General features: G+C 68.2%; 22 protein-coding genes. 12 read left to right on the top strand and 10 right to left on the bottom strand.

What is annotated here, in order from left to right; genetic code table 11:
* Positions 1-44: 44 nt before the first annotated feature.
* Positions 45-2,144 (top strand): MMPL family transporter, encoded by a 2,100-nt coding sequence (locus AWC02_RS01775; RefSeq protein WP_207567973.1) that lies wholly within the window; start codon positions 45-47, stop codon positions 2,142-2,144.
* Here AWC02_RS01775 and AWC02_RS01770 read toward each other — a convergent pair.
* From AWC02_RS01770 to AWC02_RS01760, 3 genes are all read right to left on the bottom strand, one after another.
* The gene (locus AWC02_RS01770) at positions 2,108-3,565 is read right to left on the bottom strand and encodes an aldehyde dehydrogenase family protein (protein WP_085126665.1); all 1,458 of its coding nucleotides are present in this window, start codon (positions 3,563-3,565) and stop codon (positions 2,108-2,110) included. The genes AWC02_RS01775 and AWC02_RS01770 overlap by 37 nt on opposite strands.
* A gap of 116 nt (positions 3,566-3,681) precedes the next feature.
* The gene (locus AWC02_RS01765) at positions 3,682-4,626 is read right to left on the bottom strand and encodes an oxidoreductase (RefSeq protein WP_085126663.1); all 945 of its coding nucleotides are present in this window, start codon (positions 4,624-4,626) and stop codon (positions 3,682-3,684) included.
* An 11-nt stretch (positions 4,627-4,637) separates the two neighbouring features.
* Positions 4,638-5,141, bottom strand: a complete 504-nt coding sequence (locus AWC02_RS01760) for an SRPBCC family protein (RefSeq protein WP_085126661.1) — start codon at positions 5,139-5,141, stop codon at positions 4,638-4,640.
* A 181-nt stretch (positions 5,142-5,322) separates the two neighbouring features.
* Here AWC02_RS01760 and AWC02_RS01755 point away from each other — a divergent pair, with 181 nt between their 5' ends.
* Positions 5,323-6,456, top strand: coding sequence for an epoxide hydrolase family protein (locus AWC02_RS01755; protein WP_085126659.1), 1,134 nt, complete (start codon positions 5,323-5,325; stop codon positions 6,454-6,456).
* 34 nt (positions 6,457-6,490) lie between these two features.
* Here the strand turns inward: AWC02_RS01755 and AWC02_RS01750 are convergent, their stop codons facing one another.
* Genes AWC02_RS01750 through AWC02_RS01740 form a run of 3 tightly spaced genes read right to left on the bottom strand, consistent with a single transcriptional unit; the run spans position 6,491 to position 10,390 of the window.
* Positions 6,491-7,090 (bottom strand): TetR/AcrR family transcriptional regulator, encoded by a 600-nt coding sequence (locus AWC02_RS01750; protein WP_085126657.1) that lies wholly within the window; start codon positions 7,088-7,090, stop codon positions 6,491-6,493.
* Between the two features lie 4 nt (positions 7,091-7,094).
* A complete protein-coding gene (locus AWC02_RS01745) occupies positions 7,095-9,956 on the bottom strand; it encodes an MMPL/RND family transporter (RefSeq protein WP_085126655.1) in 2,862 nt (953 codons plus the stop codon).
* Entirely contained in the window at positions 9,953-10,390 is a 438-nt protein-coding gene (locus tag AWC02_RS01740) for an MmpS family transport accessory protein (protein WP_109559646.1), read from the bottom strand. Before AWC02_RS01740 ends, AWC02_RS01745 begins: the two co-directional genes overlap by 4 nt.
* 300 nt (positions 10,391-10,690) lie before the next feature.
* Here AWC02_RS01740 and AWC02_RS01735 point away from each other — a divergent pair, with 300 nt between their 5' ends.
* The 10 genes from AWC02_RS01735 to AWC02_RS01690 all read left to right on the top strand — a co-directional run bounded on the left by AWC02_RS01735 (position 10,691) and on the right by AWC02_RS01690 (position 23,009).
* Positions 10,691-11,050: a hypothetical protein gene (locus tag AWC02_RS01735; protein WP_419179192.1), complete on the top strand. Its 360-nt coding sequence runs from the start codon at positions 10,691-10,693 to the stop codon at positions 11,048-11,050.
* A gap of 119 nt (positions 11,051-11,169) precedes the next feature.
* Entirely contained in the window at positions 11,170-12,636 is a 1,467-nt protein-coding gene (locus tag AWC02_RS01730; protein ID WP_085126651.1) for a cytochrome ubiquinol oxidase subunit I, read from the top strand.
* Positions 12,637-12,678: 42 nt separating this feature from the next.
* Positions 12,679-13,881, top strand: coding sequence for a cytochrome d ubiquinol oxidase subunit II (gene cydB, locus AWC02_RS01725; RefSeq protein WP_207567972.1), 1,203 nt, complete (start codon positions 12,679-12,681; stop codon positions 13,879-13,881).
* 80 nt (positions 13,882-13,961) lie between these two features.
* Positions 13,962-15,551, top strand: a complete 1,590-nt coding sequence (gene cydD, locus AWC02_RS01720; protein WP_237160283.1) for a thiol reductant ABC exporter subunit CydD — start codon at positions 13,962-13,964, stop codon at positions 15,549-15,551.
* Positions 15,535-17,178: a thiol reductant ABC exporter subunit CydC gene (gene cydC, locus AWC02_RS01715; RefSeq protein ID WP_085126648.1), complete on the top strand. Its 1,644-nt coding sequence runs from the start codon at positions 15,535-15,537 to the stop codon at positions 17,176-17,178. The genes cydD and cydC overlap by 17 nt, the downstream gene beginning before the upstream one ends.
* Positions 17,179-17,261: 83 nt before the next feature.
* Complete coding sequence (locus tag AWC02_RS01710) at positions 17,262-18,290, top strand: fused (3R)-hydroxyacyl-ACP dehydratase subunits HadA/HadB (protein ID WP_085126646.1); 1,029 nt, start codon at positions 17,262-17,264, stop codon at positions 18,288-18,290.
* A gap of 460 nt (positions 18,291-18,750) precedes the next feature.
* Entirely contained in the window at positions 18,751-20,022 is a 1,272-nt protein-coding gene (locus tag AWC02_RS01705) for a PPE family protein (protein ID WP_085126644.1), read from the top strand.
* A 68-nt stretch (positions 20,023-20,090) separates the two neighbouring features.
* Positions 20,091-21,410, top strand: coding sequence for a PPE family protein (locus AWC02_RS01700; RefSeq protein WP_085126642.1), 1,320 nt, complete (start codon positions 20,091-20,093; stop codon positions 21,408-21,410).
* Positions 21,411-21,457: 47 nt separating this feature from the next.
* A complete protein-coding gene (locus AWC02_RS01695; protein ID WP_085126640.1) occupies positions 21,458-22,630 on the top strand; it encodes a sodium-dependent bicarbonate transport family permease in 1,173 nt (390 codons plus the stop codon).
* A 13-nt stretch (positions 22,631-22,643) separates the two neighbouring features.
* Positions 22,644-23,009: a DUF732 domain-containing protein gene (locus AWC02_RS01690; RefSeq protein WP_085126638.1), complete on the top strand. Its 366-nt coding sequence runs from the start codon at positions 22,644-22,646 to the stop codon at positions 23,007-23,009.
* Positions 23,010-23,019: 10 nt separating this feature from the next.
* Here the strand turns inward: AWC02_RS01690 and AWC02_RS01685 are convergent, their stop codons facing one another.
* The 4 genes from AWC02_RS01685 to AWC02_RS01670 all read right to left on the bottom strand — a co-directional run bounded on the left by AWC02_RS01685 (position 23,020) and on the right by AWC02_RS01670 (position 26,803).
* Positions 23,020-24,144, bottom strand: a complete 1,125-nt coding sequence (locus tag AWC02_RS01685; protein WP_085126635.1) for an acyl-CoA dehydrogenase family protein — start codon at positions 24,142-24,144, stop codon at positions 23,020-23,022.
* Entirely contained in the window at positions 24,144-25,376 is a 1,233-nt protein-coding gene (locus tag AWC02_RS01680) for an acyl-CoA dehydrogenase family protein (protein ID WP_085126633.1), read from the bottom strand. The genes AWC02_RS01685 and AWC02_RS01680 overlap by 1 nt, the downstream gene beginning before the upstream one ends.
* A gap of 69 nt (positions 25,377-25,445) precedes the next feature.
* Positions 25,446-25,940, bottom strand: a complete 495-nt coding sequence (locus tag AWC02_RS01675; protein WP_085126631.1) for a nuclear transport factor 2 family protein — start codon at positions 25,938-25,940, stop codon at positions 25,446-25,448.
* Positions 25,937-26,803 carry an LLM class F420-dependent oxidoreductase gene (locus AWC02_RS01670; protein ID WP_085126629.1) on the bottom strand — a complete coding sequence of 289 codons (867 nt, stop codon included), beginning with the start codon at positions 26,801-26,803 and terminating at the stop codon, positions 25,937-25,939. Before AWC02_RS01670 ends, AWC02_RS01675 begins: the two co-directional genes overlap by 4 nt.
* Positions 26,804-26,911 lie beyond the last annotated feature (108 nt).

The following is a 26,911-nucleotide window of genomic DNA, read 5'->3' as shown; positions in this document are numbered from 1 at the left end:
CGCATTCGGTTGTCCACTCGCGGAATCGGTGCCATGCTCACCGAATGGTCTGGGACCGCTTGTCCGCTGCCGTGACCGGCCGCCGCTCCTGGCTCATCGCGCTGCTTCCGTTGCTGGTCGCCGTCGCACTGTTGGCGCTCAGCGGGGGCGATGACTCCGCGACACGATCGCCGGAGTCCCTTCCGGCCAGCGCCGAATCCGCCCGCGTCGCCGCAGCACTGCCCACCTTCGCCGGCGGGGAACAGGCCACGGCGCTGTTGGTCGCCACCCGTACCGACGGAGAGCCGCTGACGCCCGAAGACCTCGCGGCACTCAATGCGGCCCGCGATCGGCTGGCGCAGGTGCCCCAGGTGCTGCCCGGTCCGGCTGTGCCGGTGCAGGTCTCCGCCGACCGCGAAGCGGCCGTGGCCGCGGTGCCGTTGAACGCCGGCTTATCCGGCTTCGCGCTCACCGACACGGTCAAGGCGTTGCGCGCCGCTGCCGACGACGGTCTGCCGGCCGGGCTGTCCACGCACATAACCGGCGGGCCGGCATTCGGCGCCGATATCGCCGATGCCTTCACCGGCGCCAATGTCACCTTGTTGGTGGTCACCGCCCTGGTGGTGGCGCTGCTGTTGATCGTCACCTACCGGTCGCCGGTGCTGTGGTTGGTGCCCCTGCTGGTGATCGCGCTGGCCGACCGGGTGGCCACCGTGGCCGGATCCGCCGTCGCGAATGCCGCGGGTGTGACCCTGGACGGGTCGACCGCCGGGATCACCAGCGTTCTGGTCTTCGGCGCCGGCACCAACTACGCGCTGCTGCTGATCTCGCGCTACCGCGAAGAACTCCGCGTGGCCCCCGACCACCGCGCTGCGCTGCGCCGCGCGGTGGCCGCCGCCGCCCCGGCGATCCTGGCCAGCAATGCCACCGTGGTGCTGGCCCTGCTGACGCTGATCCTGGCGGTCACCCCGAGCACCCGCAGCCTGGGAGTCTGCGCCAGCTGCGGGCTGGTGGTGGCCGCCGTATTCGTCCTGCTGCTGCTGCCCCCACTACTGGCACTGTTCGGCCGGAAACTGTTCTGGCCGTTCATTCCCCGGCCCACCGGAGATGCGGCGCCGACATCGTCAGGCCCATGGCACCGGGTCGCCGACGCCGTCTCGCGCCACCCGGCAGCGGTGTGCACGGCGGCGGTTGCCGTCCTGGCGGTATCGGCGGCCGGACTGCTGGGCACCGGGGTCGGGTTGTCGCAGACCGAGCAGTTCCGGTTACAAGCCGACTCGGTGACCGGATTCGACCGGCTGGCAGAACACTTCCCGGAAGGCGCTGCGAGTCCGGCCGTCGTGATCGGCCCGACCGCCCGCTCTGCACAGCTCAACCGGGCGATCACCGCGGTACCGGGCGTCGTCTCGGCGGTGCAGACCGGTGTTTCCGAGACCGGACGGACCATGTGGTCGGTGGTTCTCGACGCCGCACCGGCGACCGACGCGGCTTTTGAGACTGTTTCCGGGCTTCGCGATTCGGTGCGCGCCGTGGATTCCCGCGCGTTGGTCGGCGGGGCGGACGCCGAGGCCCTCGACATCCGCGACGCCGCCATCCGCGACCGCACGGTGCTGATTCCGCTGATCCTGCTGGTGGTTCTCGCGGTGCTGTTCGTCCTGCTTCGGGCGGTGCTGGCGCCGCCGGTCCTGGTGGCGGCGACGGTGCTCAGCGCCCTGGCGGCGCTCGGCTTGGGCGGCTGGGCCAGCCTGCATCTGTTCGGATTTCCGGCCCTGGACAACAGCACTCCCCTGTTCGCGTTCCTGTTCCTGGTTGCGCTGGGAGTGGACTACACCATCTTCCTGGTGACCCGGGCCCGCGAGGAGACCCCCGGCCACGGCACCCGCGAAGGGATGGTGCGCGCGGTCTCGGCGACCGGTGGGGTCATCACCAGCGCCGGGATCGTGCTGGCTGCGGTGTTCTGCGTCCTGGGGGTGCTGCCGTTGATCGTGCTGACGCAGCTGGGCATCATCGTCGGTCTCGGAATCCTGTTGGACACCTTCGTTGTTCGCACACTGGTGATTCCAGCGCTCTTCGCCTTGATCGGCGACCGGATCTGGTGGCCCAACCCGCCGGTCGAACCGGCCGGAACTCAGAGCGCCGCCCAGACCGACTTGGTCTTCAGGTAGCCATCGATGCCCTCGTAGCCGAACTCCTTGCCGACGCCGGACTGCTTGTAGCCGCCGAACGGGACGTTGTGGTCGAAGGTCAGCTGGCAGTTCAGCCCCACCATGCCGGCCTGCAGCCGCTTGCCCAGGTTGTGGGCGCGAGCCAGGTTGGTGGTCCAGACCGTGGCGGCCAATCCGTAGCTGGTGTCGTTGGCCATCGCCACGGCTTCGTCGTCGTCGTCGAACGGCAAGACGGTGACGACCGGGCCGAAGATCTCCTCCTTGTAGAGCCGGCTGGTGGCCGGGTCCACGTTGGTGATCACGGTGGGTTTGACGAAGTAGCCCTTGCGGTCCAGCCGGTAACCGCCGCTGACGATCTCGACGCCGTCGCGCCTGCCCTGATCGATGTAGCCCATGACGCGCTGGAGTTGCTTGGCGCTGACCAGCGGGCTGATCATCGATCCCTCGTCCTTGGGCCCCCCGAGCACCAGGTTGTCACCGATCATCGCGATGCCCGCCACCACGCGCTCATAGACGCTGCGCTGCACGAAGACCCTTGAGCCGCAGACGCATCCCTGGCCGGAGTGCACGAAGATGCCCATCGCGGCCATCATGATCGCCATGTCCAGGTCGGCGTCCTCATAGATCAGGACCGGGGACTTCCCGCCCAACTCGAGGGTGACCTTCTTCAGGTTGTCCGCACAGTTGCGCATGATTTCCTTGCCGACCTCGGTCGAACCGGTGAACGCCACCTTCTCCACGTCGGGATGGTTGGTGATCGCCGCGCCCGCGGTGGCGCCGTAACCGATGACGAAGTTGGTGACGCCGTCGGGAACACCGGCCTCGCCGATCAGCCGTTCCAGCAACACCGCCGAGAGCGGCGTCTCCTCGGCCGGCTTGACCACGCTGCTGCAGCCGGCCGCCAACGCCGGGGCGATCTTGGCGCACGCGTTGAACAGCGGACCGTTCCAGGGATAGATCAAGCCCACCACGGAATAGGGTTCCTTCACCGTGTAGGCATGCATGTTGGCGTAGGTGCCGGTGACGCCGCCCTCCATCTGCACCTGGTAGCTGCTGCCGTTGAGCTTCGTACACCACCCCGCGTAGTACCGGTAGAACTCCGCGCAGGTCGACACGATCATCGCGGACTGCGCCGGCGGCATGCCCGAGTCCAGTGATTCCAGCTCGGCGAACTCCTCGGCGTGCTCGTCGATGAGGTCTGCGAGCTTCCACAGCACCTTGGCGCGCTGGCGAGCCGGGAGGTCGGTCCACACGCCGGACTGATAGGCCGCCTTGGCGCGGGCGACGGCTTCGTCGACGGCTTCGGGACCGGCGTCACGGAACTCGGTGATCTGTTCCTCGGTGGCGGGGTCGATGACCGCGATGACGTCACCGGTGCCCGGGCGGCTCGCAAGATCGTTGATTACCGACTGCACTGTCATGCACAGATCCTTCTGGTCGCGGCGGCAGGGATGCTGTGCACCTGCTTAGCATTGCGGGCGCGGGGTGGTCAACACCTGGCCCCTCCGATGCTCAACCGCCCGACGTGGCGCCGGCGCTATGCCGGACCGCCCGGCAGCGCATACGTGACCCCGGTGAGTTCTTCGGCGATCGCCCACAGCCGCTGCTGGGCATCGACGTCGAGCGCCCGGCCGGCGGCCCGTACCGGTATCGGCGGTCCGATCTGCTCGAAACGGCCTCCCGGGCCGTAGAACTGGCCCCCGGTGGCGGCCGGATCGGTCGCAGCCCGCAACATGGGCAGCGCCCCCTGCGCCGGCCCTTGGGTGAACCAACCGGTCAGATAGCGGAAGCGGCTGTTGAACACCCAGCGGATCGCCCCCGGCTGCTCGCGCAGGATCGAGGTGCGGGTGCCCCCGGGGTGCGCGGCGAGCGCCATGGCCGCGCTGCCCGCAGCTTCCAGCCGCCGCTGCAGCTCGTAGGTGACCATCAACTGGGCCAGCTTGGACTGCGCGTAGGCCTTCGCCATCGTGAAGACCTTCTCCGACTGCAGATCCTCGAAGGCGATCCGGCCGCTGCGGTGGGTCTTGCTGCTCACCGCGACGATCCGGCCTGCGGTGGACGCGCGCAGGTGATCGAGCAGCAGGCCCGTCAAGGCAAACGGGCCGAGAAAATTCGTTCCGAAATCGCCCTCGAACCCGTCGGAGGTCACCTGCCGGCTCTGGTGCATGACACCGGCGTTGTTGACCAGGATGTCGATGACCGGATAGCCGGCCCGCAGCTCGTCCGCGCAGGCACGCACCGAGCTCAGGTCGCTGACATCGAGATGAACGACGTCGACGCGCGCCTCCGGAGCCGACCGGAGGATGTCGCGCCGCGCCTCTGCTGCAGCGGCACTGTTGCGACAGGCCAGTACGACGGTGGCACCCAGCGCCGCCAATCCCCTGGCCACTTCAAGACCGACCCCGGTGTTGGCCCCGGTGACCACCGCGGTGCGGCCGGTCTGAGGCGCGCCCTGCTCCAACGACCAATCGGCCGCGTCCATACCCGGCTGCCCTATCCGCGGCTCGCCGTCGCGAAACGCTTGTCGGTATAGCGGCGCAGGTTGGACAGGAAGCGGCGGAACCCCAGGTTCATCAGCGGGGCACTGATCGGGGACGCCCACCGGGCCGGCCCGGTCAGCTGGTTGGCCAGCGTCCAGGTGAGCCGGCAGCCTTGTGCGGTGGGCTCGATGCGATAGTCCTCGACGAACACCGCCAATGCCGACGTTGAGCTCGCGTTGAACCGAAAGGCCATGTGCTGTCCGGGTTCCCAGGCCAGGAACTCCTCGTCGCCGACTATCCCGCCACGCATGTCGACCACTCGGGTGGTCCCGACTCCGTGCGGCTCAGGGCTGGTCCAGGTCACGTTGGTGATCACACTGGCCCAGCGGGGCCATGCATCGGCGTCGGCCAGCACCTCCCAGATCTGGCCCGGCGTCACGGCCAGGTCGACGCTGTTGCTGAACCGCTGTGGAGCCTGCTCCAGATAGTCGAGGCCGACCTTCGCGCACGGGTACATCCGGGGCAACTGTTGCTTCCTTTCAGGTCATTTCGGCGGTACCGGCGACGACGTACGGCGACGGGCGCGGATAGGCGTTGATCAATTTGTACACATCTCGATAGGGTGTGCAAGTGCCTGAGCTGAAGGCAGCTTCCGCCGGGGAGGCTCGGTCCTCCCGGCAGCCGAAGCGGAGGCGGCCGTGAACAGACCTGAACCCTGGCCGCTGCGCGTCAGCGAGTCCGAGCTGGATGATCTGCGCCGCCGGCTCGCCAACACCCGGTGGCCGGCCGAGATCGATGGGGCCGGATGGGATTACGGAACCGACCAAGCCTTCCTCAAGGCGGTCGTGGATCGTTGGCTGCACACCTACGACTGGCGGCAGGTGGAAGCCGAGGTCAATGAATTCGGCTCGTTCGTCACCGCGGCCGCCGGCCAGCGGGTGCACTTTCTGCACGTCCGGTCGCCCGACCGCGATGCCCTCCCCTTGGTTGTGACGCACGGCTGGCCCGGCTCGATCGTGGAGTTCCTCGACGTACTTCCGCTGCTGCGTCAGCGATTCCACGTCGTCGTCGTCTCGATGCCCGGCTACGGTTTCTCCGGTCCGACCCGCCGGCCCGGTGTCGACGTCGCTGCCGTGGCGGCTGCCGTGGACGATGTGATGGGCCAGCTGGGCTATCACCGGTATGTCGCCCAGGGCGGCGACTGGGGCGCGCTGGTCACCCGCTGGCTCGGCGAGCACTACACGAGACGGGTCGCGGCTATCCACACCAACATGTGCTTTGCCCCGCCGGACCGCGACGATCCCGGTCTGATGGCCGCGGTGACGGCGGCCGAGCAGGCGGCTATCGCTGCCTCGGTGCAGCGTACCGCCGACGGCAGGGCGTATATGAATCAGCAAGCGACGCGGCCGCATTCGGTGGGATATGGACTCGACGACTCACCCGTCGGACTGGCCGGCTGGATTCTGGAGAAGTTCCATGCCTGGTGCGACACCCGCGACGGCATGCCGATCAGCACCGACCGGCTCATCGACAACCTGATGTTCTACTGGCTGACCGTGACCGGGACCTCCTCGGCCCGCCTGTATTGCGAGTCCGCCCGCTCCGGCGCGCTCGGCTCATGGCGGGGTCATGTCACGGTGCCCACCGGCTACGCGGTCTACCCCTACGAGCTGGTGCAGACACCGCGGACGTGGGCCGCACGGCGCTACAACCTGGTCCACTACAGCGTCCAGGAGCGCGGCGGGCACTTCGCCGCTTTCGAGCAGCCCGGACTGTTCGCCGCCGACCTGGCGGCCTTCGCCGATGCGTTGGCGGACCTCGCCGTGTTGTGAGCTCTCGACTTGCGGCGCTGGGTTGCGCCGCCTCTCACCGCGCCCGCAATGCCGGCAGAACCAGCGTGTCGATGACGGCCCGGACAAATGCCGCGTCGATGCTCTGACCGCGGACCACCTGCAGCAGGCACATCGCCAGCACCACGTCGGCGACCAGCGACCAGTCCCGGTCGGCGTCGATCTCGCCGCGCGCCACGGCCTGCGCGACGATCTTGGCGACCAGTCCCTTGCCCTTGACCAGGAGCAGGTCGTCGACCGCGGCGGCCAGGTCCGGGTCCTGCGCAGCCTCCAAGGCGACCCGCAGCACCAGGTCGTTGGGGAACGGCTCGTTGTCGTTGCGGGCGATCTGCTCCACGAGTGCGTCGAGATCGCCGGTCAGGCTCCCGGTGTCGGGGGTGTCCTTGGTGAGCAGATCGGGCCGCCAATAGATGAGCGCATCGGTGACCAGCGCCGCTTTCGAGGACCAGCGGCGGTAGATGGCCGCCTTTCCGACACCGGCGCGTGCCGCGATGTCGTTCATATTCGCTGCGTCGTAGCCGTTCTCCGAGACGATAGCCAGTGCGGCATCCAAGATCGCGGGATCGCGAGAGCGATCCAGCCTCCCGTCGGTGCGGTGCCGCAGTCGTGACTCCATGGCCTCACACCATCGTCGGCTGTGGTATCGGTTCGGCCTCGGAAGCCGGCTCGGGCGCCGGCCGGTCCCGCATGCTGAAGGTGTCCAGCGGCCACCAGAACCACCGGCCCAGCGCCGCCGCGATCGCCGGCGTCATGAAGGCGCGGACGATGAACGTGTCCACCAGCAGCCCCAACGCGATCGCGGTGCCCAACTGCCCGATCACCCGCAGATCACTGACCATCATCGACGCCATGGTCGCCGCGAACACCAAGCCCGCCGCGGTGACCACCCGGCCGGATGCGCCCATGCCGCGGATGATCCCGGTGTTGAGGCCCGCGCCGATCTCCTCTTTGAGCCGCGAGACCAGCAGCAGGTTGTAGTCCGATCCCACCGCCAGCAGGATGATCACCGTCAGCGGCAACACGATCCACTGCAGGCCCACCCCGAGGATGTCCTGCCACAGCAGCACCGACAGCCCGCAGGCGGTGCCCAGCGAGGCCAGCACCGTGCCGACGATCACCAGCGACGCCACCAGGCTGCGGGTGATCAGCAGCATGATCGAGAAGATCAGGATCAGCGTGGACAACCCGGCGATCATCAGGTCGATCTTCACGCCGTCCTGCATGTCGCTGTACATCGATGCGGTGCCGGCCAGCGACACCTTCGAGCCTTCCAGCGGAGTTCCCTTGATCGCGTCCGCGACGGCGTCCCGGATGCCCTGGACATGCTCGATGCCTTCGACCGAGGCGGGGTCGCCCTGGTGGGTGATGATGAATCGCACGGCGTGGCCGTCGGGCGAGACGAACATCTTCAGCCCGCGGATGAAGTCGGGGTTGTCGAAGACTTCCGGCGGAAGGTAGAACGAGTCGTCGTTTTTGGCCTCGTCGAAGAACTTGCCCATCAGGGTCGAACCTTCGGCGTTCTCCTGCAGATGGTGCTGGATGCCCGACATCGAACTGTGGGTGGCGAGCATGAAGCCGCGCATCTTCTTCATCGAGTCGATGGTCTTGGGCAGGTCTTCGAGCATCTGCGGCATCAAGACGTCGAGCCGGTCGACGTCTTTGATGGTGGTGCCCATGTCATCGGTCATGGCGTCGACGTCGTCGAGCATGTCGAACATCGACCGCGTGGAAGCGCAGATGGGGATGTCGAAACAGTGCGGCTCCCAATAGAAGTAACTGCGCAGCGGGCGGAAGAAGTCATCGAAGTCCGACACATGCTCGCGCACCGTCTCGATGTCGACCTGCAGCTCGTGCATGTGGGCGGTCATGTCGTGGGTGTTGTCGACGACCTGCTGCATCACCCCGTACATGTGCTCCATGGTGGCCACGGTCCGGCCCATCTCATCGGCCTGTTCCAGCATCGAGGCCATGGAATCGTTCATGAACTTCGCGGTCTGTAGCTGACCGGAGGCCTGCATGGCGATCTGAAACGGAATGGAGCTGTGTTCGATCGGCGCACCGAGCGGACGGGTGATGGTCTGCACCCGCCCGATGCCGCGCTCGTGGAAGACGGTCTTGGCGATCCGATCGATGACCAGCATGTCCGCCGGATTGCGCAGGTCGTGCCCGGCGTCGACCATGAGCAGTTCGGGATTCATCCGGGCCTGGGAGAAGTGCCGTTCGGCCGCCGTCTGGGCGACGTTGGCCGCGATGGTCTCGGGGGTGAAGTGCCGGTCGTTGTAATTGGGCACGTAGGTCGCCAGGGCAACGAACCCGATCGCCGCGATGAAGGTGGTCACCACGATGATCGGCTTCGGCCACCGCGTCACCAGGGTGCCGATACGGCGCCAGCCCCGTTCGGAGACTTGACGTTTGGGGTCGAAGATCCCGAATTTGGATGCGACCACCAGCACCGCCGGAGCCAGGGTCAGGCCCGCCACCATGGTGGCCACCAGCGCGATGGCGCACGGCACACCCATGGTCTGGAAGTACGGCAGCTTGGTCGCGGTCAGACACAGGCAGGCGCCGACGATGGTCAGGCCGGAGCCCACGATCACATGGACCACGCCGTTGTAGGCGGTATGGAACGCCTCTTCGCGATCCTGGCCGCGGGAGCGTGCCTCGTGATAGCGGCCCAGCAGGAAGATGAAGTAGTCGGTGCCGGCGGCAATGGTCAGCATCGTGACCATGCTGACCGCGTACGGGGTCAGGCCGATGATGTCCAGGTTGCCGGCTGTGGCCACAATGCCTTCTGCCGCATACAGTTCGAAGCGCACCAGGATCAGCGCGACGATCGCCGACCGCAGTGATCGGTAGATGACGAGCAGCATCACGAAGATGACGCCGATGGTGACCGCCGTCATCAGTTCCATGCTGTTATGCGCGGCGATCAGGGTGTCGGTGTTGAGCACCGTGTTGCCGGCCACGTGCGCCTGCACGCCCGGCGGGGCGGGCACACCCTCGACGATCTTGCGCACCGCGGCCACCGAGGCGTGGCTGGGCGTGGTGCCCTGGGCCCCGTCGAGGAAGACCTGCACGTAGGCGGCCTTGCCGTCCGGGCTCTGGGAGCCGGCGGCGGTGAGCGGATCGCTCCAGAAGTCCTGCACGTTCTGGACATGCCGGTCGGCTTTGAGCTTGGCGACGATCTCGTTGTAGTACTCGTGCGCGCTGTCGCCGAGCTTGTCGTCACCCTCCAGCACGACCATCGCGGTGGAGTCGGTGTCGAACTCCTCGAACTTGTGGCCGATGTCCATCATGTCCTTGAACGCCGGCGCGTCCAGCGGTGCCATGGGCACCGAGTGCTTGCCCGCCACCACGCCCAGTTTCGGGGTGAACACCGTCGTTCCGATGGCGATGAGCAGCCAGAAGATGATGATGGGCACGGCCAGCACCCAGAGCAGCCGGGCGATGCGGGAGCGCGGCTGGCCTACGCGGTTGCTCATACGGACTTCACCAAGCAGTAGATGAAGGGCTTGTACTCATCGATGCTGCGGTCGTCGCGGACGTTGTCGTCGACGATGATCCGGCAGCGCAGGTGATCCATGGCGGTGTCGCCCTGCGCAACGATGTTGGCCGACATCGACGGCAACGTGGTGACGATGGTGTGCGACCACGGCAACGGCGCGTCCTCGATCAGGTGCGGTTGCCCGTTCTCGTCGAGAAAGTTGATGTTGACGGTGCCGCCCGAGGGGGCCGTCAGTTCATAGGTGATGTGTTTGGGATTGAAGGGTTTGGTCTCGTCGGCGTTGGGGTCGGCGGTGGCGACCCGGGCGCCGGCGCCGAAACTGTTGCGGACCCGCACCACCACGTAGGCGCCCAGGGCGATCACCACCACCAGAAGCAGCGGTATCCACAGTCTGCGGACCAGTGCGAACACCCACGCCTCCTTGCCCCCTGCTGCCGCGAGGATCTGGGCCGCGCCGACGTGCGCTACAGGCGGAACCCGGGTTCCGTCTGGGCCGGGACGGAGATTACCGCATCGCGAGCAGCCCACGGAAGATCGGCCGCTGGTAGGTTCCAGCTGGATGTTCGCGGCCGGCAACGGCATGCGCCGCAACCCCTCACTCACCCGTCCGCGCGTGAACCCCGGGAGCCTGCCGTGAGCATTGTCGCCCTGCACACCGACCTACCGATCTCCGCGCAGCACGCCGCGGCACTGGCACGCAAACCCGCCTTGATGCAGTACGTGCTCGCCCCGCTGGTCACCCTGCCCAGGCTGGCCGCACCGGAGCGCCTCGAAGTCGGGACCCGCCTGTCGGCGCGGCTGTGGTGGTTCGGGGTCATCCCCGCCTGGACCCATCACCTTGAAATCCGGCAGCTCGACGAGCTGACGATCTATACCAACGAGCGCAGCGGGCCGGTCCGCACCTGGAACCATCGGTTGACGTTCACGCCCCTCGACGAGCACCGCTGCCGCTACACCGACGAGATCGAGACCGATGACGGCATCATCGGCGCGGTCACTCGCATGGTCATCCGGCTGCTGTTCACCCACCGGCATCGCCGCTGGCGCACGCTGGCCGCCATCCTGGCTTAGCCGCCTGCGCGCCCGGCACTTCCCCACCGGCCCGCGTCGGAAGAAATCTCTACCGGTTACCGACGTTAACTACTACCCTTGGTCGTAGCATCGGCTGCGCAGCCCCGGGGAGATCGCCCATGGACGTCGTTGACTTATCGCGGTGGCAGTTCGGGATCACCACTGTCTACCACTTCATCTTCGTGCCGCTGACCATCGGTTTGGCTCCGTTGGTCGCGGTCATGCAGACGGTGTGGTTCCGAACGAACAACCCCGCCTGGTACCGGCTGACCAAGTTCTTCGGCAAGCTCTTCTTGATCAACTTCGCCCTGGGTGTGGCCACCGGAATCGTCCAGGAGTTCCAGTTCGGCATGAACTGGAGCGAATACTCCCGATTTGTCGGCGACGTGTTCGGTGCCCCCCTGGCGATGGAGGGCCTGGCCGCCTTCTTCTTGGAGTCCACCTTCATCGGACTGTGGATCTTCGGCTGGGACCGCTTGCCGCGGGCGATACATCTGCTGTGCATCTGGATTGTCGCGATCGCCACGAACCTCTCGGCGTTCTTCATCATCGCCGCCAACTCGTTCATGCAGCATCCGGTCGGCGCGCACTTCAATCCGGAGAACAAGCGCGCCGAACTGGACAGCATCATGGCGCTGTTCACCAACAACACCGCCCAGGCCGCGCTGTCGCACGCGATATCCGGCGCCTTCTTGACGGCCGGAACGTTCGTCGCCGCGGTGTGCGCCTGGTGGATGGTCCGGTCGCGCGCCGACGGCTCGCCCGCGGCCGCCGTGGACGCCGCCACCATGTACCGGCCGGCAACCGTTCTCGGATGTTGGGTCGCGCTGGTCGCCGCGGTGGCGTTGTTCTTGACCGGCGACGTGCAGGGCAAGCTGATGTTCGTCCAGCAACCCATGAAGATGGCGTCGGCGGAATCATTGTGCGACACCGCAACCGACCCGAACTTCTCGGTTCTGACCATCGGGCGGCAGAACAACTGCGACCACCTCACCCGAGTGATCGAGGTGCCCTATCTGCTACCGCTGCTGGCCCAGGGCAGGGTCAGCGGTGTTCGGCTCGACGGGGTCCGCGACATCCAGCAGAACTTCGAGCAGAAGTTCGGTCCCGGCGACTACCGGCCGAATCTGTTCGTCACCTATTGGTCGTTCCGCGTGATGATCGGCCTGCTGCTGGTGCCGGTGCTGTTCGCGATGGTCGCCCTGTGGCTGACGCGGCGCGGGCAGATCCCCGGCCAGCGCTGGCTCGCCTGGTTTGCGCTGCTGACCATTCCCACCCCCTTCCTGGCCAACATCTCCGGCTGGGTCTTCACCGAAATGGGCCGTCAGCCCTGGGTTGTGGTCCCCAATCCGACCGGTGACCCCGGGGTACGGCAGACCGTCGCGCAAGGTGTCTCGGGAAACAGCGCGGGTGTGGTGGTCACCTCCCTGGTGATGTTCACGCTGGTCTATGCCGTGCTCGCGGTGATCTGGTTCTGGTTGATCAGCCGCTATGTGGCCCAAGGGCCGACCGACCACGATGCCGAACCTGCGCCGCCGGCACCGCTGGATGAAAACGCCGTGGCGCCACTGTCATTCGCCTACTAGGGCCGGGTCGAACGGATAGCACCGGATAAGGAGGTCGCCGCGGTGGACCTACAACAGCTGTGGTTCGTGCTGGTCGCGGTGCTGTTCACCGGCTTTTTCATTCTGGAGGGCTTCGACTTCGGGGTGGGCATGCTGATGGCGCCCTTCGGCCTCGTCAGTGCCGGTGGTTCAGTGAGCCTCGACGAAGGAGAGGCGAAACTGGAACCACCGCATAAACCCGGTGGTTCAGTGAGCCTCGACGAAGGAGAGGCGAAACTGGGACCACCGCAACGACCCGGTGGTTCAGTGAGCCTCGACGAAGGAGAGGCGAAACCGCATCGACCCCGCGACCCCGAGGCACACCGACGGGCCGCGTTGAACACGATCGGACCGTTCTGGGACGGCAACGAGGTCTGGTTGATCACCGCGGGCGGGGCGATGTTCGCCGCGTTCCCGAACTGGTACGCCACGGTGTTCTCCACGCTGTACCTGCCCCTGCTGGCCATCCTGTTCGGCATGATCGTGCGCGCCGTCGCGATCGAATGGCGGGGCAAGGTCAATGACCCCCGGTGGCGCGCCTGGGCCGATGCCGGTATCGCCGCCGGCTCCTGGCTGCCGGCGATCCTGTGGGGCGTGGCGTTCGCCGTGCTGGTCCGGGGCCTGCCGGTGGAGGCCGACCACCACGTCCGCCTGGCGTTCGGCGACGTGATCAACGCCTACACGCTGCTGGGCGGCCTGGCCACCGGCGGCTTGTTCCTGTTCTACGGCGCGGTGTTCACCGGCCTGAAAACCGCCGGGGCGATTCGCGACGACGCGCACCGATTCGCCAACCTGTTGGCGCTTCCGGTGACCGCGCTGGTCGCCGCGTTCGGAGTCTGGACCCAGCTCGCCCACGGCACCGGTTGGACCTGGCTGGTGCTGGGCGTCGCGCTGGTCGCGCAGTTGGCCGCGGTGGCGCTGGTGTGGCGCCGGGTGTCCGACGGCTGGGCGTTCACGTGCTCGGCGATCGTGGTGGCGGCCGTGGTGGTCCTGCTGTTCGGCGCCCTGTATCCGGCGCTGCTGCCCTCCACGTTGGATCCGCAATGGAGCCTGACGATCTACAACGCCTCATCGACTCCGTACACGTTGAAGATCATGACCTGGGCGGCGGTGATCTTCGCGCCGCTGGCAATCGCGTACCAGGGCTGGACGTATTGGGTGTTTCGGCAGCGCATCTCCGCCGAGCAGATTCCCCAGTCCATCGGGCTGGTCAGGCAGCCGTCCTGAGCGCCCGGGGTTCCCGGGCGCCGCTGGACCCGCGCCTGTGGCGGGCCTCGGCCGCGGTGCGCCGCTTCCTGGTCGCCATGGTGGGCTGCGGAGTGGTGATCTCGGGCTGCGCACTCGGATCCGCGATAGTGTTGGGCCACATCGTGTCTGGGGTGATCACGCAACCGTCGACACGCAGCGTCGCGCACTGGACGCCCCTGCTGGCCGCGCTTGCAGCGTTGTTCGCCCTCCGCACGCTGGCGCACTGGCTGCAGGCCAGGCTGGGGCAGCGCGGGGCCAGCGCGGTGATCGCCGAACTCAGCGGGCAGGTGCTGCGCGCGGTCACTGCACGCGCTCCCGGCCGGCTGGCCGCCGACCGCGACGCCGCGGCGGCGGTGGTCACCCGCGGCCTGGACGGTCTGCGCTCCTACTTCAGCGCCTATCTGCCCGCGCTGCTGCTGGCCGCGATCCTCACCCCGATCACCGTCGGGGTGATCGCCGCGTTCGACCCGCGGTCAGCGGTCCTGGCGTTCATCACGTTGCCCCTGATCCCGGTGTTCATGGTGCTGATCGGCCTGGCCACCGCGGACAGGTCGGCGGCGGCCCTGGCGGCCCAGACCACGTTGCAGGCACGTCTGATGGACCTGATCGCCGGTATCCCCACCCTGCGCGCGCTCGGGCGGGCGAGCGGGCCGCAGGACCGCATCGCCGAACTGTCCCGCGCGCAGCGCCGGTCGACCATGGCCAGCCTGCGTGTCGCGTTCCTGTCGGCACTGGTCCTCGAACTGCTGGCCACGCTGAGCGTGGCCGTGGTCGCCGTCAGCATCGGTCTGCGGCTGGTGTTCGGCGAGATGAGCCTGACCGCCGGGCTGACCGTTTTGCTGCTGGTGCCCGACGTGTACTGGCCGCTGCGCCGGATCGGCGTGGAGTTTCACGCCGCCGAGGACGGGCGCGCTGCCGCGGACCAGGCTTTCGCCCTGATCGGCGAGACCGCTCAGCGGGTTCCGGGGGACCGTGCGGTGGCTGCGCGGGGGGCACCGATACGGCTCGAGGGCCTCAGCGTGGCCGGCCGGGACGGTGCGGCGCCGGCCGGCCTGGACGCAGTGCTCGAGCCCGGTCAGGTGACGGTGCTGACCGGAGCCAACGGCGCGGGCAAGAGTACGACGCTGGCGGCCATCGCGGGCCTGACCAGTCCGTCCTGCGGACGGATCACGGTGGGCGGCGTAGACGTGGCGACGCTCGACTTGCCCGGCTGGTGGGCCCAACTGTCGTGGCTGCCGCAGCGCCCGGCGCTGATCCCGGGCACCGTGGCGGACAACCTGACGCTGTTCGGCGACCTGGCCGATGCGCAGGATGCTTGTGCGGCAGCCGGATTCGACGAGGTGCTCGCGGAGTTGCCCCACGGCGCGCGCACCCGGGTGGGCCGCGGCGGGCTGGGGTTGTCGTTGGGGCAACGACAGCGGCTCGGGTTGGCTCGCGCACTGGGCTCGCCGGCCCCGGTGTTGTTGCTCGACGAACCGACCGCGCATCTGGACCCCGCGGCCGAACAGCGCGTGCTGGCGGCCCTGGTGGACCGTGCGCGCACCGGAGCGACGGTGGTGGTGGTGGGCCACCGCGCCCCCGTGCTGGCGATCGCCGATCAGGTCGTCACCGTTCACAGCGAGGGAGTCGCCCGTGCGGTGCCGGTCTGATCCACTGGTGGCGGCCCTGCGGCTGCTGCGACCACGCCTGTCCCGGCTGCTGCTGGCCGGTCTGCTCGCGACCCTGTCGCTGTGCAGCGCGCTGGCGTTGGCCGCGGTCTCGGCCTGGCTGATCACCCGGGCCTGGCAGATGCCGCCGGTGCTGGACCTGTCGATCGCCGTGGTGGCGGTGCGGGCGCTGGCGATCTCGCGGGGGGTGCTGCATTACTGCGAGCGGCTGGTGAGCCATGACGCGGCCCTGGCGGCGGCGGGCACCGCCCGGGTGCAGCTCTACCGGCGTCTGGCCCACGGCCCGGTGCAGACCGCGGTGCGGTTGCGCAGCGGAGAGTTGGTGGCCCGCCTTGGCTCCGATGTCGATGAACTCTCCGACGTCTTGGTCCGGGCCGTCCTTCCGATCGGGGTGGCAGCGGTACTGGGTGTCGTTGCCACCGCGGCGGTCGCGGCGATCTCGCCGGCGGCCGCGGCGGTCCTGGCCGGCTGCCTGCTGGCCGCCGGAGTGGTGGCGCCGTGGCTGGCCGCGCGGGCCGCCGCGGCACAGCAGGACAGCGCCCGCGAGCACCGCGGCGAGCGTGACGTCGCGGCGCTCCATGCGCTCGACCATGCCCCGGAGCTGCGGATCGCCGGTCTGCTGCCCGCCGTCATCGCCGAGTCCCAGCGTCGCCAGCAGGCCTGGGGCGCGGCGCTGGACGCAGCGGCCAAGCCGGCGGCGCTGGCCGCAGCCCTGCCCACCGCCGCGGTCGGGGTCAGCGTGCTCGGCGCCGCGGTAGCCGGGATCGGGCTCGCCGACGTCCTGGCGCCCACCACGGTGGCGGTCCTGATGCTGCTGCCGCTGTCGGCCTTCGAGGCGACCACCGCACTGCCGGGGGCCGCCGTCGCCCTGACCCGCGCGCGGATCGCGGCGCGGCGGCTGGTCGATCTGGCGCCCGACGAACCCCCGATCGCGCCCTGCCCGGCGCCGCGCCGCCCGCCGCCGGGTGCGGCCCCGGCGCTGCACGCCGATCTGGTCTCGGGATTTCGCGACGAGCGATCCGTGCGGGTCGAGCTCGATCTGGCGCCCGGGGATCGGCTGGCGGTCACCGGCCCCAGCGGGGCCGGCAAGACGACCCTGCTGATGACGTTGGCCGGCCTGGTGACACCGCTGGCCGGTGGCGTTCGGGTCGGCGACCGCCCGGTGCAGGAGCTGGCCGAATCCGAGCTGCGATCCGCCGTCGGTTTCTTTGCCGAGGACGCCCACATCTTCGCGACCACCGTCCGGGACAACCTGCTGGTGGCGCGGGGCGACTGCCACGACGACGAGCTGCGCACGGCTATGAGTCGGGTGGGGCTGCAGCCCTGGCTGGCCGGTCTGCCCGACGGCCTGGCCACCGTCCTCGCCGGCGGCGCCCAGGCATTGTCGGCGGGACAGCGGCGGCGGCTGCTGCTGGCCCGGGCCATGTTGGCGCCGGCGGCCATCGTGGCGCTCGACGAGCCCACCGAGCACCTCGACGCCGCCGACGCCGACGATCTCCTGCGGGCGATTCTCGCGGTGCCCGGCCTGTTCGGCGCCGACCGGACGGTGGTGGTGGCCACCCACCACCTCTGCGGGGACGGCCCGTTCCAGCGACTCGTCCTGGGATAGGGAAAGCCTCGGGCGCCGGCGCGCACGCTAGGGTGCTGTGGTCGGCTTCCGCAACCAGTCCGATAGAACGGTTGAGTCACCTCATGACCGCAGCACAGACATCACCGATGCAAGCCCGGGTCGGCCATTACTACCAAATGGACGGCACCTACCTGGTGGGTCGGGAGAAGGTCCGCGAGTACGCGCGCGCCGTGCAGGACTACCACCCCGCGCACTGGGATCTCGCCGCCGCCGCCGACATGGGTTACTCGGGTCTGGTCGCGCCGCTGACGTTCACCTCGGTCCCGGGCATGACCTGCAACCGCCGCATGTTCGAATCCGTGGTCGTCGGTTACGACACCTTCATGCAGACCGAAGAGGTCTTCGAGCAACACCGGCCCATCGTCGACGGTGACGAACTGCACATCGACGTGGAGCTGACCTCGGTGCGCCGCGTCGCGGGCCGCGACCTGATCACGGTGACCAACACCTTCACCGACACCGCCGGCGAGCGGGTACACACCCTGCACACCACCGTGGTCGGGGTGACAGCCGAAGACATCGATCCGACGGTCAAGACCGCCGTGCACAACGCGATGATGCACGACGTCAACATTCTCGACGTGGGTGACGCCGACGCCGCGTACCACAAGACCGTGCGGCCCGAAGGGCAGGTGCGGATCTCCGAGGGCGGCTTGACCCGTACCCCGGGGACCCCGTCGTTCGACGACGTCCGGGTCGGTGACGAACTCCCCGTGCGCCACACCCGGCTGGCTCGCGGCGACCTGGTGAACTACGCCGGTGTCGCCGGCGACGCCAACCCCATCCACTGGGACGAAGACATCGCCAAGCTGGCCGGACTCCCCGACGTGATCGCGCACGGCATGCTCACCATGGGTCTGGGCGCCGGTTTCGCGTCGGCCTGGACCGGCGACCCGGGCGCCGTCACCCGCTACGCGGTGCGGCTGTCCGCACCGGCGATCGTGTCCGCCAAGGAAGGCGCCGACATCGAGTTCAGCGGCCGGATCAAATCGCTGGACCCGGCCACCCGCAGCGGCGTCATCCTGGTGTCCGCGAAGTCCGACGGCCGGAAGATCTTCGGCTTGGCGACCTTGCACGTCCGCTTCCGCTGACCAGTCCCTGAGCCGGCCCGGGCTGGCTGCCAGGACTTGCGCAGCGCAGCGACAGCCAAGACCCAGTCCACTGCCAGCCGCTGTCCAGAAGGACTGCGTACCATCGGTCGACTGAGATGGCTAATGGTGCGGAAATTCACGCCCCGACGATGTGGCGTTTCCGCGGTTTTCCGGGGCGATTGTTGGCCTGGCCGGCGAAATGAACCGGCCGCCAATTCGGTTCCTTGGAATTAATTGCCAGCGGGCCGCCAAATTGCTTAAGTAAGCCGGCGACCACCACGGATAGCCTTATGCCAGCTGTCTCACAACACTTTTCAATAGTCCACTGCTACCACTATCAACGGAAAGTCCCACGCTTGTTACATCGCCGGCACCCCCAATAGCCAACCGCCGTCTAGGGTTTAGTTGACGGCGATTTACCAGCGCCGGCACCGACGTGTGACGTGAGGAGTCACCCGAGATGGATTTCGCAGCACTGCCGCCGGAGGTCAACTCCGGCCGGATGTACGCGGGGGCGGGCTCTGGCCCCCTGCTGGCGGCCGCTTCGGCGTGGGACGCGCTCGCCGCGGAACTCAGTTCTACGGCGTCGTCCTACGAGTCCGTGGTCTCAAGCCTCGCCGGGGAATGGTCCGGGCCGTCCTCCGGTTCGATGGCCAGCGCGGCCGAGCCCTACGTGACGTGGATGGCCGCCACCGCCGCCCAAGCCGAGCACTCGGCCAACCAGGCCCGCGCCGCCGCAGCCGCCTACGAGGCGGCGTTCGCCGCCACCGTGCCGCCGCCGGTGATCGCCCTGAATCGGACTCAGCTGGCGACCCTGATCGCGACGAACTTCCTCGGCCAGAACACGCCCGCCATCGCCGCCACCGAGATCGAGTACGCCGAGATGTGGGCACAGGACGCGGCGGCCATGTACGGCTACGCCGGATCGTCGGCAGCGGCAACGGCGCTCACACCGTTCAGTCAGCCGCCGGAGACCATGAACCCGGCCGGGATCGCCAACCAGGAGGCCGCCTCCGCAGAGGCGACCGCGAACTCGTCGGCGTCCAACATCGCCCAACAGGTCTCCCAGATGCTCACGGCGATGCCCCAGGTGCTGCAGACGCTCGGGTCCAACCCGGCCGCGGCGACACTGCCCCCGTCCTTCGCGACGGACTTGGCCAACTGGAACACGATCTGGGGCACGCTCACCGGGGCCTACAGTCCGCTGTTGGGCTGGACGTCACTGCCCGGTGGTCTGTTCCTGTCCGCCGGCCAGATCTACTCCTGGCCGATCAACGCCATGGCTGTGCAGTCCTACTTAGCCGGCCCCAAAGCCATCTCCGGGGCACTGCTGCCGCTGGCACCTCTGGCAAATGCAGCACCGGCAGCCACAACGCTGAGCAGTGCCACCGGTGCGCTGGGCAATGCGGCCACGGTCGGCAAGTTGTCGGTGCCGGCTTCCTGGGCGGTCGCAGCGCCTGCCACCAAGCTGGTCAGCATGGCGTCGTCCCTGCCGGCGACGCTGGAGGCCGCTCCGATGGCCGCGGTCGCCGGCCAAGACGCCATGTTCGGCCAGATGGCCCTGTCCAGCCTGCTGGGCCGCGGTATGGGAACCACCGCCGCCCAGGGTGCCGGTGCGGCCACCCGGTCCCTGCGAAACAGCGGCGGGGCCGACGCCTTCGGTCCCATTCCGCCCGGTGAAGCCGATCCCGCGGCGGCCACCATCATCGTGATCCCGGCACTGGATGAGTGAGACCGCGATGAGCAAACCCGGCCACTGCCCGCTGACCCAGTCGCACTCGACCAGATAAGGGTGTCGAAATGTACTTCTCATTGCTCCCCCCGGAGATCAACTCGGCCAACATGTACGCCGGCGCCGGGTCGGCGTCGTTGATCGAAGCCGCCACCGCATGGGGTCGAATTGCCGGCGAGTTGAGTTCGGCGGCAGCCGAATACAACGCGGTGCTCACCTCGCTCGCGAGCGAATCATGGACCGGCCCCTCAGCGGCGGCGATGATCGCCGCCGCCGAGCCGTATATCGCGTGGATGTCGGCGACCGCGGCCACGGCCGCCCAGGCTGCCGCCCAGGCGCAGGCCGCCGCTACCGCCTACGAAGCCGCGCACGCGGCCACCGTGCCCCCCGAAGCCGTCGCCGCCAACCGCGCCCAGCAGGCGATGCTGCAGGCCACCAACCTGCTCGGCCAGAATCTGGCGGCCATCGCGGCCAATGAGGCCGAGTACATGCAGATGTGGGCCCAGGACGCTGCGGCCATGGAGACCTACGCCGCGGCGGCGACCGCTGCCACCAAGGTCACCGCGTTTGCCGAGCCGCCGCCGACCACCACCGGGAGCGCCGGGGCAGCAGCGGCAAGCAGCGTCGGTTCGGCGGCGACCACTGCGGCCGGCAACCCGATCCTGCAGTTCTTCGCCGACATAGCGACCCAGTACAACACCTTCATCAACAGCGCCCTGGCCGCCCTGACCGGTAACCCCACCGCCGGTGCGACGTTCTCCGCATTGTTCGCCGCGGCCAAGGCTCCACTCGGCCTGACCACGCAGTTCAACGACGTCTCACTGCTGGTCAACTGGCCGATCGGGGCCTTCACCAAGTTTGCGACTCCGCTGGGCCGGGCTTTCGAAGGTCTGCCGGTCAGCGGTCTGGGCGCCGGGCTTCGGATGGGCACCGCCGCCGGGCTTTCCTCGACGGTGTCGGCCACCATGTCGGAGGCGAACCTGGTGGGCAACCTGTCCGTCCCGCCGAGTTGGGCCTCTGCCAGCCCGGCGATCCGGCTGGCGGCCACTGGCGGACCCGCCGCGGGCGTGGCCGCCGCCCCCGCCTCGGGGATGGCCGGTGGCCTGCTCAACCAGGCGGCGCTGGGTGCCATGGCCGGCGGAGCCCTGGGCAGCGCCACCCCGCGCTCCGCCGGCAGCGGGCGCATCCGGATTCAGGGCGGTAAGGCCAAGACTCCGGTCAAGCTCGACGCGGTGATCGCCAAGCTGCAGAGCCAGCCCGAGGCGGTCCAGCACTGGAACGTCGACCAGGCCGGACTCGACGAACTGCTTGAGGAGTTGTCGCGCAAGCCCGGTGTCCACGCCGTGCACCTCAAGGGCTCGAAGAAAACCGGTACCCCGCTGAGCTGACGCCCGCCGGCGGCGCCTGATCTCCTCCCCGCGAAAGTGAGACGAACATGCTTGTCGAGTTCTGGCAGAACTTCACGCACAACCTGTTCAAGCCACTGCTGCTGTTCTTCTACTTCGGCTTCCTGATCGCCATCGCCAAGGTCCCGTTCGAGTTCCCGAACGCGCTGTATCAGGGGTTGACGATGTACCTGTTGCTGGCCATCGGCTGGCACGGCGGCGAAGAGCTCGCCGAGATCGACCTCTCGCAGATCGGCGGAATCCTCGGATTCATCGTCGTCGGATTCGTCTTGAACTTCCTGATCGGCACACTGGCCTACCTGCTGCTGAAGTACATGACGAAAATGCGGGAGGTCGACCGGGCAACGGTCGCCGGCTACTACGGCTCCGACTCGGCCGGAACCTTCGCCACCTGCATGGGCGTGCTGGCCACCGTCGGGATGGCCTTCGACGCCTACATGCCCGTGATGCTGGCCATCATGGAGATCCCCGGCTGCCTGGTGGCGCTGTTCCTGGTCGCCCGGTTACGGCATAAGGGCATGGACGCCGACGGGAACATGCCCCACGAGCCGGGCTACACCGTGCCGGCAGGCGCGCGGCCCACCGTGGTGGCAGCCCATGGCGCCGACCCCACGGGCGGGTTGTCGCTGGAGATGACGCCGCAGCGCCGCGCGGAGACCGAGGGGACCCCCAACGGGCGGCTGATCAACCGGGAACTGGTGCGGGAGGTCTTCCTCAACCCGGGCATCTGCCTGCTGCTCGGCGGCATCGTCATCGGCTTCGTCAGCGGCCTACAGGGCTCCAAGGTCACCGGTGTCGACGACCCGGTGTTCGTCACCGCATTCCAGGGTGTGCTGTGCCTGTTCCTGCTGGAGATGGGTCTGACCGCCGCACGCAAGCTCAAGGACCTGCGCGCCGCGGGCCGTGGTTTCATCTTCTTCGGCCTGCTGGCTCCCAACCTTTTCGCCACCCTGGGGCTGTTCGTGGCGCGCACCTACTCGCAGCTGACCGGCGTCCACTTCCAGTTGGGCACCTACGTGTTGTTCGCGGTGTTGTGCGGTGCGGCGTCGTACATCGCTGTCCCGGCGATTCAGCGGCTGGTGATTCCAGAGGCCAGTCCCAGCCTGCCGCTGGCCGCATCGCTGGGCCTGACGTTCTCCTACAACGTGACTATCGGGATACCCCTGTACATCGAACTCGCACACCTCATCACCTCGCAGTAAGGGATTACGCAGCATGCAGACCCCAGGAACTCCAGCGGGCAGGATCGCCAACGTCGCGCGTGGCGTCGTGGCGGCATGGGTCGTTGCCGCCGTCATCGGCGCGCCGGCGCACGCGGACCCCGGTGCCGGCGACGGCGACGGCGGTGCCGGCGACGCCGCCTTCCTGACGGCCTTACGGGCGGCGGGGCTCACCTTCGCCAGTGAAGAACAGGCCATTGTGGCCGGCCGCGCCGTGTGCAGCATGGCCAACAACGGCGAGACGGGATTGCAGGTCATCAAACAACTCACGACCGACAACCCCGGGCTGACCATGGACGCCGCCGCGCAGTTCGCAGCCGCCGCCGCCAACTCCTACTGTCCGCACCAGCTGAAGCAGTAGACCGCGCAGGCTAGGGCTTTGTCAGCTCTGCGTAACGGGACAGGTGCTGGTCGGTGGTGCCGAACTCGTACTGCAGTGCGGTGAGCCGTTTGAAGTAGTGGCCGATGGCCAGCTCCTCGGTCATGCCCATCCCGCCGTGCAGCTGTACCGCCTGCTCGCCGACGAAGCGGGCCGCGCGGCCGATGGTGGCCTTACCGGCCGAGACCGCACGGGCGCGGGTGGCTTCGTCGGCCTCGAGGTTGAGCATCGCCAGGTACACCGCTGCAGCGGACTGCTCGACTTCCATGAACATGTCCACCATGCGGTGTTGCAGCACCTGGAAACTACCGATCGGCTGGCCGAACTGCTGTCGTTGCTTGCAGTATTCGACGGTGTCGGCCAGTACTTTTCGCATGCACCCGACCGCTTCGGAGCAGACCGCCGCCGCACCTTCGTCGCGGGCCTGCGCCAACGACGGCCATGCCCCGCCCCGCTCGCCCAGCAATGCGTCAGCGCCAAGCCGCAGATCGGTCAGGGTGACATCAGCGGCGCTGCGATCGTCGATGGTCCGGTACGGGTGCATCGCGATACCCGCAGCGCCCGCCTCGGTGAGGAACAACGAGACTCCCTCGTCGCCCTCGACGCGCGCGGTGACCAGCAGATGCGTGACCAATGGTGCTGCGACCACGGTGATCTTGGAGCCGTTGAGCACCCAGCCGTCACCGTCGGGCCGGGCGGTCGTCTGCGCGTCCTGCCACCGGTCCGCCGATTCCGGTTCCGTGGCGGCCAATGCCACCACGGCGTTGCCGGCCACCAGTTCCTTGAGCACCTCCGAGGCCTGCGGACTCCCGGAGCGCTGCAACAGGCCGCCGGCGACGACAACGGCGTCGACGTAGGGTTCGATCACCAGCGCATGCCCGAGCGCCTCGGTGATGACCATGAGTTCCACGGCACCGCCGCCGATTCCGTCGAACTCCTCGGGCAGCGTCGCGCCCAGGATGCCCAGTTCCTCGGCGAAGGCGCGCCAGACGCCGGGCTGCCAGCCGGCGCCGGTCTTGACCGCCGCACGGCTGGTCTCGAGGTCGTAGCGCGCGGCGAGGAACTTGGTGATGCCGTCGCGCAGCATCTGCTGCTCATTGTTCAAGGTGAAGTCCATCAGAGCCCCAATGCCGCTTTGGCCAGAATGTTTCGCTGAATTTCGTTGCTGCCGGCGTAGATCGAGCCGGCGCGGTCGTTGAAGTAGCGCAACGGCGCCACCGCCTGCCACGGCTCGCCGGAAGAGTAGCCGTCGGTAGGCGGTTGGTAATCGGCGATCGGGCCTCCGGGCGCGGTGACGTGCGGCTGATAGATCCGCCCGCGCGGTCCGGCCGCCTCCAACGCCAGTGCGGTCAGCTCCTGGCTCAACTCGGTTCCCAGGACTTTGAGCATCGACGACGACGCCCCGGGGTTGCGTCCCTCGGCCACCGCCGCCAGCACCTGGTACTCCAGGATCTCCAGAACCTCGGCGCGGATCCGCGCGTCGGCGAGCTTGCGCATGAATGCGTGGTCGTCGGCGAGTCTGCCGCCCGCCGGTCCCGGCTGATCCTTGGCGGCCTCGGCGATCTCCTCGGCCACCACCTGCAGGGCCGGGGCCACCGCTCCGCCGCCGCGCTCGAACTCGAGCAGATACTTCGCCACCGTCCAGCCGCTGTCGATCTCCCCGATGACATTGGTCTTGGGGACCCGCACGTCGTCGAAGAAGACCTGGTTCTGGATCTCTTCGCCGGAGGTCATCACCAGCGGACGGATCTCGATGCCGGGCGTGGTCATGTCGATCAGCACGAACGTGATGCCCTGCTGCTTCTTGGCGGCACGGGTGGTGCGCACCAGGGCGAACATCCAGTTCGCCTCGCCGGCGTGGGTGGTCCAGATCTTGCTGCCGGTGCAGACCAGGTCGTCGCCGTCGACGGTGGCCGCCATCGACAGGGACGCCAGGTCCGAGCCCGCCTCCGGCTCGGAGTAGCCCTGGCAGAAGAACACTTCACCGGTGAGAATCCGCGGCAGGAAGTAATCCTTCTGCGCATCGGTGCCGAACCGGATGATGGCGTGCGCGACCATCCGGATTCCCATCGGCGACAGCGACGGGGCACCGGCGAGCGTCGACTCCCGGCTGAAGATGTAGTGCTGGGTCAGGCTCCAGTCACAGCCCCCGTGCTTGACCGGCCAGGCCGGGGCGGCCCAACCCCGCTCGTGCAGAATCGCCTGCCAGGCCATGCTCGCCTCGTGGTCGGCGTAGACACTGGTCATCAGCCTGCCCGCGCGGCGCAGCTCAGGGGTGAGCTTCTCGGCCAGAAACTGCCGAACCTCAGCCTGAAATGCCCGGTCTTCCTCCGACCACCGCAGATCCATTCATCTCCCCTGCCGTGTCGGCGGATTGCGTTTCCGCCGGAGTCTAACCACAGTGCCGAGAGCTCCTGACTAACGGATGCGGCCCGCGATGCCATCCGCCAGCAGGGCGCGGCCCTCGGCGGCGCCGTCGAGCAACCGGGTGATCCGTGTGTGGATCTGCCAGCGCCGCGACGGCTCGCCGGTTCGTCGCAGGTGAAAGTAGTTGGCGGCGCCGCGCGCCACGCGGTATTCGGATCCCTGCTTGACCAGCAGCGTCGACTCGCACACGGCCACCGCCTCGTCACCGTGCACGGTGACCACCGCCGGGCCCAGGAAGTGCGTACAGCCTCGGGCGATCAGCTCCTGGTGACCACCAGAGCGCACCATCGCGGCGATGTCCTCGCGCCCGTTCATCAACCAGTTTTCGACGTCGTAGACGCCGTCTTCCTGCCACAGCGCTGCCACGGACTCGTCGTCGCCGACGTCGACCAGCGGGCCGTAGGACGCGATCAGCCGCTCGATCGCGCGCTCGTCTTCGATCTGCTGCAGACGCCGCTCCAGATCGGCCAGCCGTTGCTCGTTCATCGCCGCTCCCGTGCCGGCAGATCGGCCAGTTCGGCCAGTGCGCTCAACTGGTCGCAGAAGTGCGCCGGCGAGCGCGCCGCGAGCGCGCAGGTGACATCGGTGGCGCCGAGATCGGCCAGTCTGGCCAAACGGTCCAGGGTCTGCTGGCCCGCGCCGATCGGGTCCAGCGGCGCTGTCGACAACACGACCGCGAAGCCGTCGGGCAGATCCACGCCGGCAAGGTGTTGGGCCAGTTGCTCGCCGGACAGGCCGAACGGCATCCAGCCGTCGCCCAAGTCCACCGCGCGTCGCAGCGAGCGGCGCGTGTGTCCCCCGACCCAGATCGGCACCCGCTGCTGCAGGGCACAGGGCTGCACGACCATCGAGTCGAAGCGGTAGTAGGTCCCGGCGTAGCTGGGCCGCTCGGTCGACAGCGATGCCCGCAGCGCCTTCATCGCATCGTCGGCCCGGGCGCCGCGGTCTTCCCAGGCGCAGTCGAGCAGGTCGAACTCCTCACGCAGCGAGCCGACCCCGACTCCCAGCGTCAGCCGTCCGCCACTGAGCCGGTCCAGGGTGCCGTAGCGTTTGGCTATCTCGAGCGGGTGGTGATACCCCAGCACCACAACCGACGGCACCAATCGAATCGCGCTGGTACAGGCGGCCAGGAACGACAGTGTCGCGACCGGATCCCAGTAGGTGGTCCCGCGGCTGGCCGCGGCGTCGTCGGGCACCGCGACATGCTCCGAACAGGTCAGGTAGGCGAATCCGAGTGTGTCGGCTGCCGCCGCGATCCGACCGAGGTCCTCGGCCCCGGCCTGCGCTTCCCAGCTCGACGCCACACCGGGGATCTGAATCACCACCGGCGTGGCCAGGCCAAGCCGCATCAACGCGCCCGAGCAGTGTTGTGTCGCATGAATTCTGCGCCTTCCGTTGCGCCGCGAGGGTGGGGTAACCTGGCGATAAACTAAAGTGAATTTTAGTTATGGAGGCGT

It is taken from the genome of Mycolicibacter engbaekii, from assembly GCF_002101585.1.
GTDB classification, from domain to species: domain Bacteria; phylum Actinomycetota; class Actinomycetes; order Mycobacteriales; family Mycobacteriaceae; genus Mycobacterium; species Mycobacterium engbaekii.
This window is presented reverse-complemented; position numbering and strand designations above follow the sequence as displayed.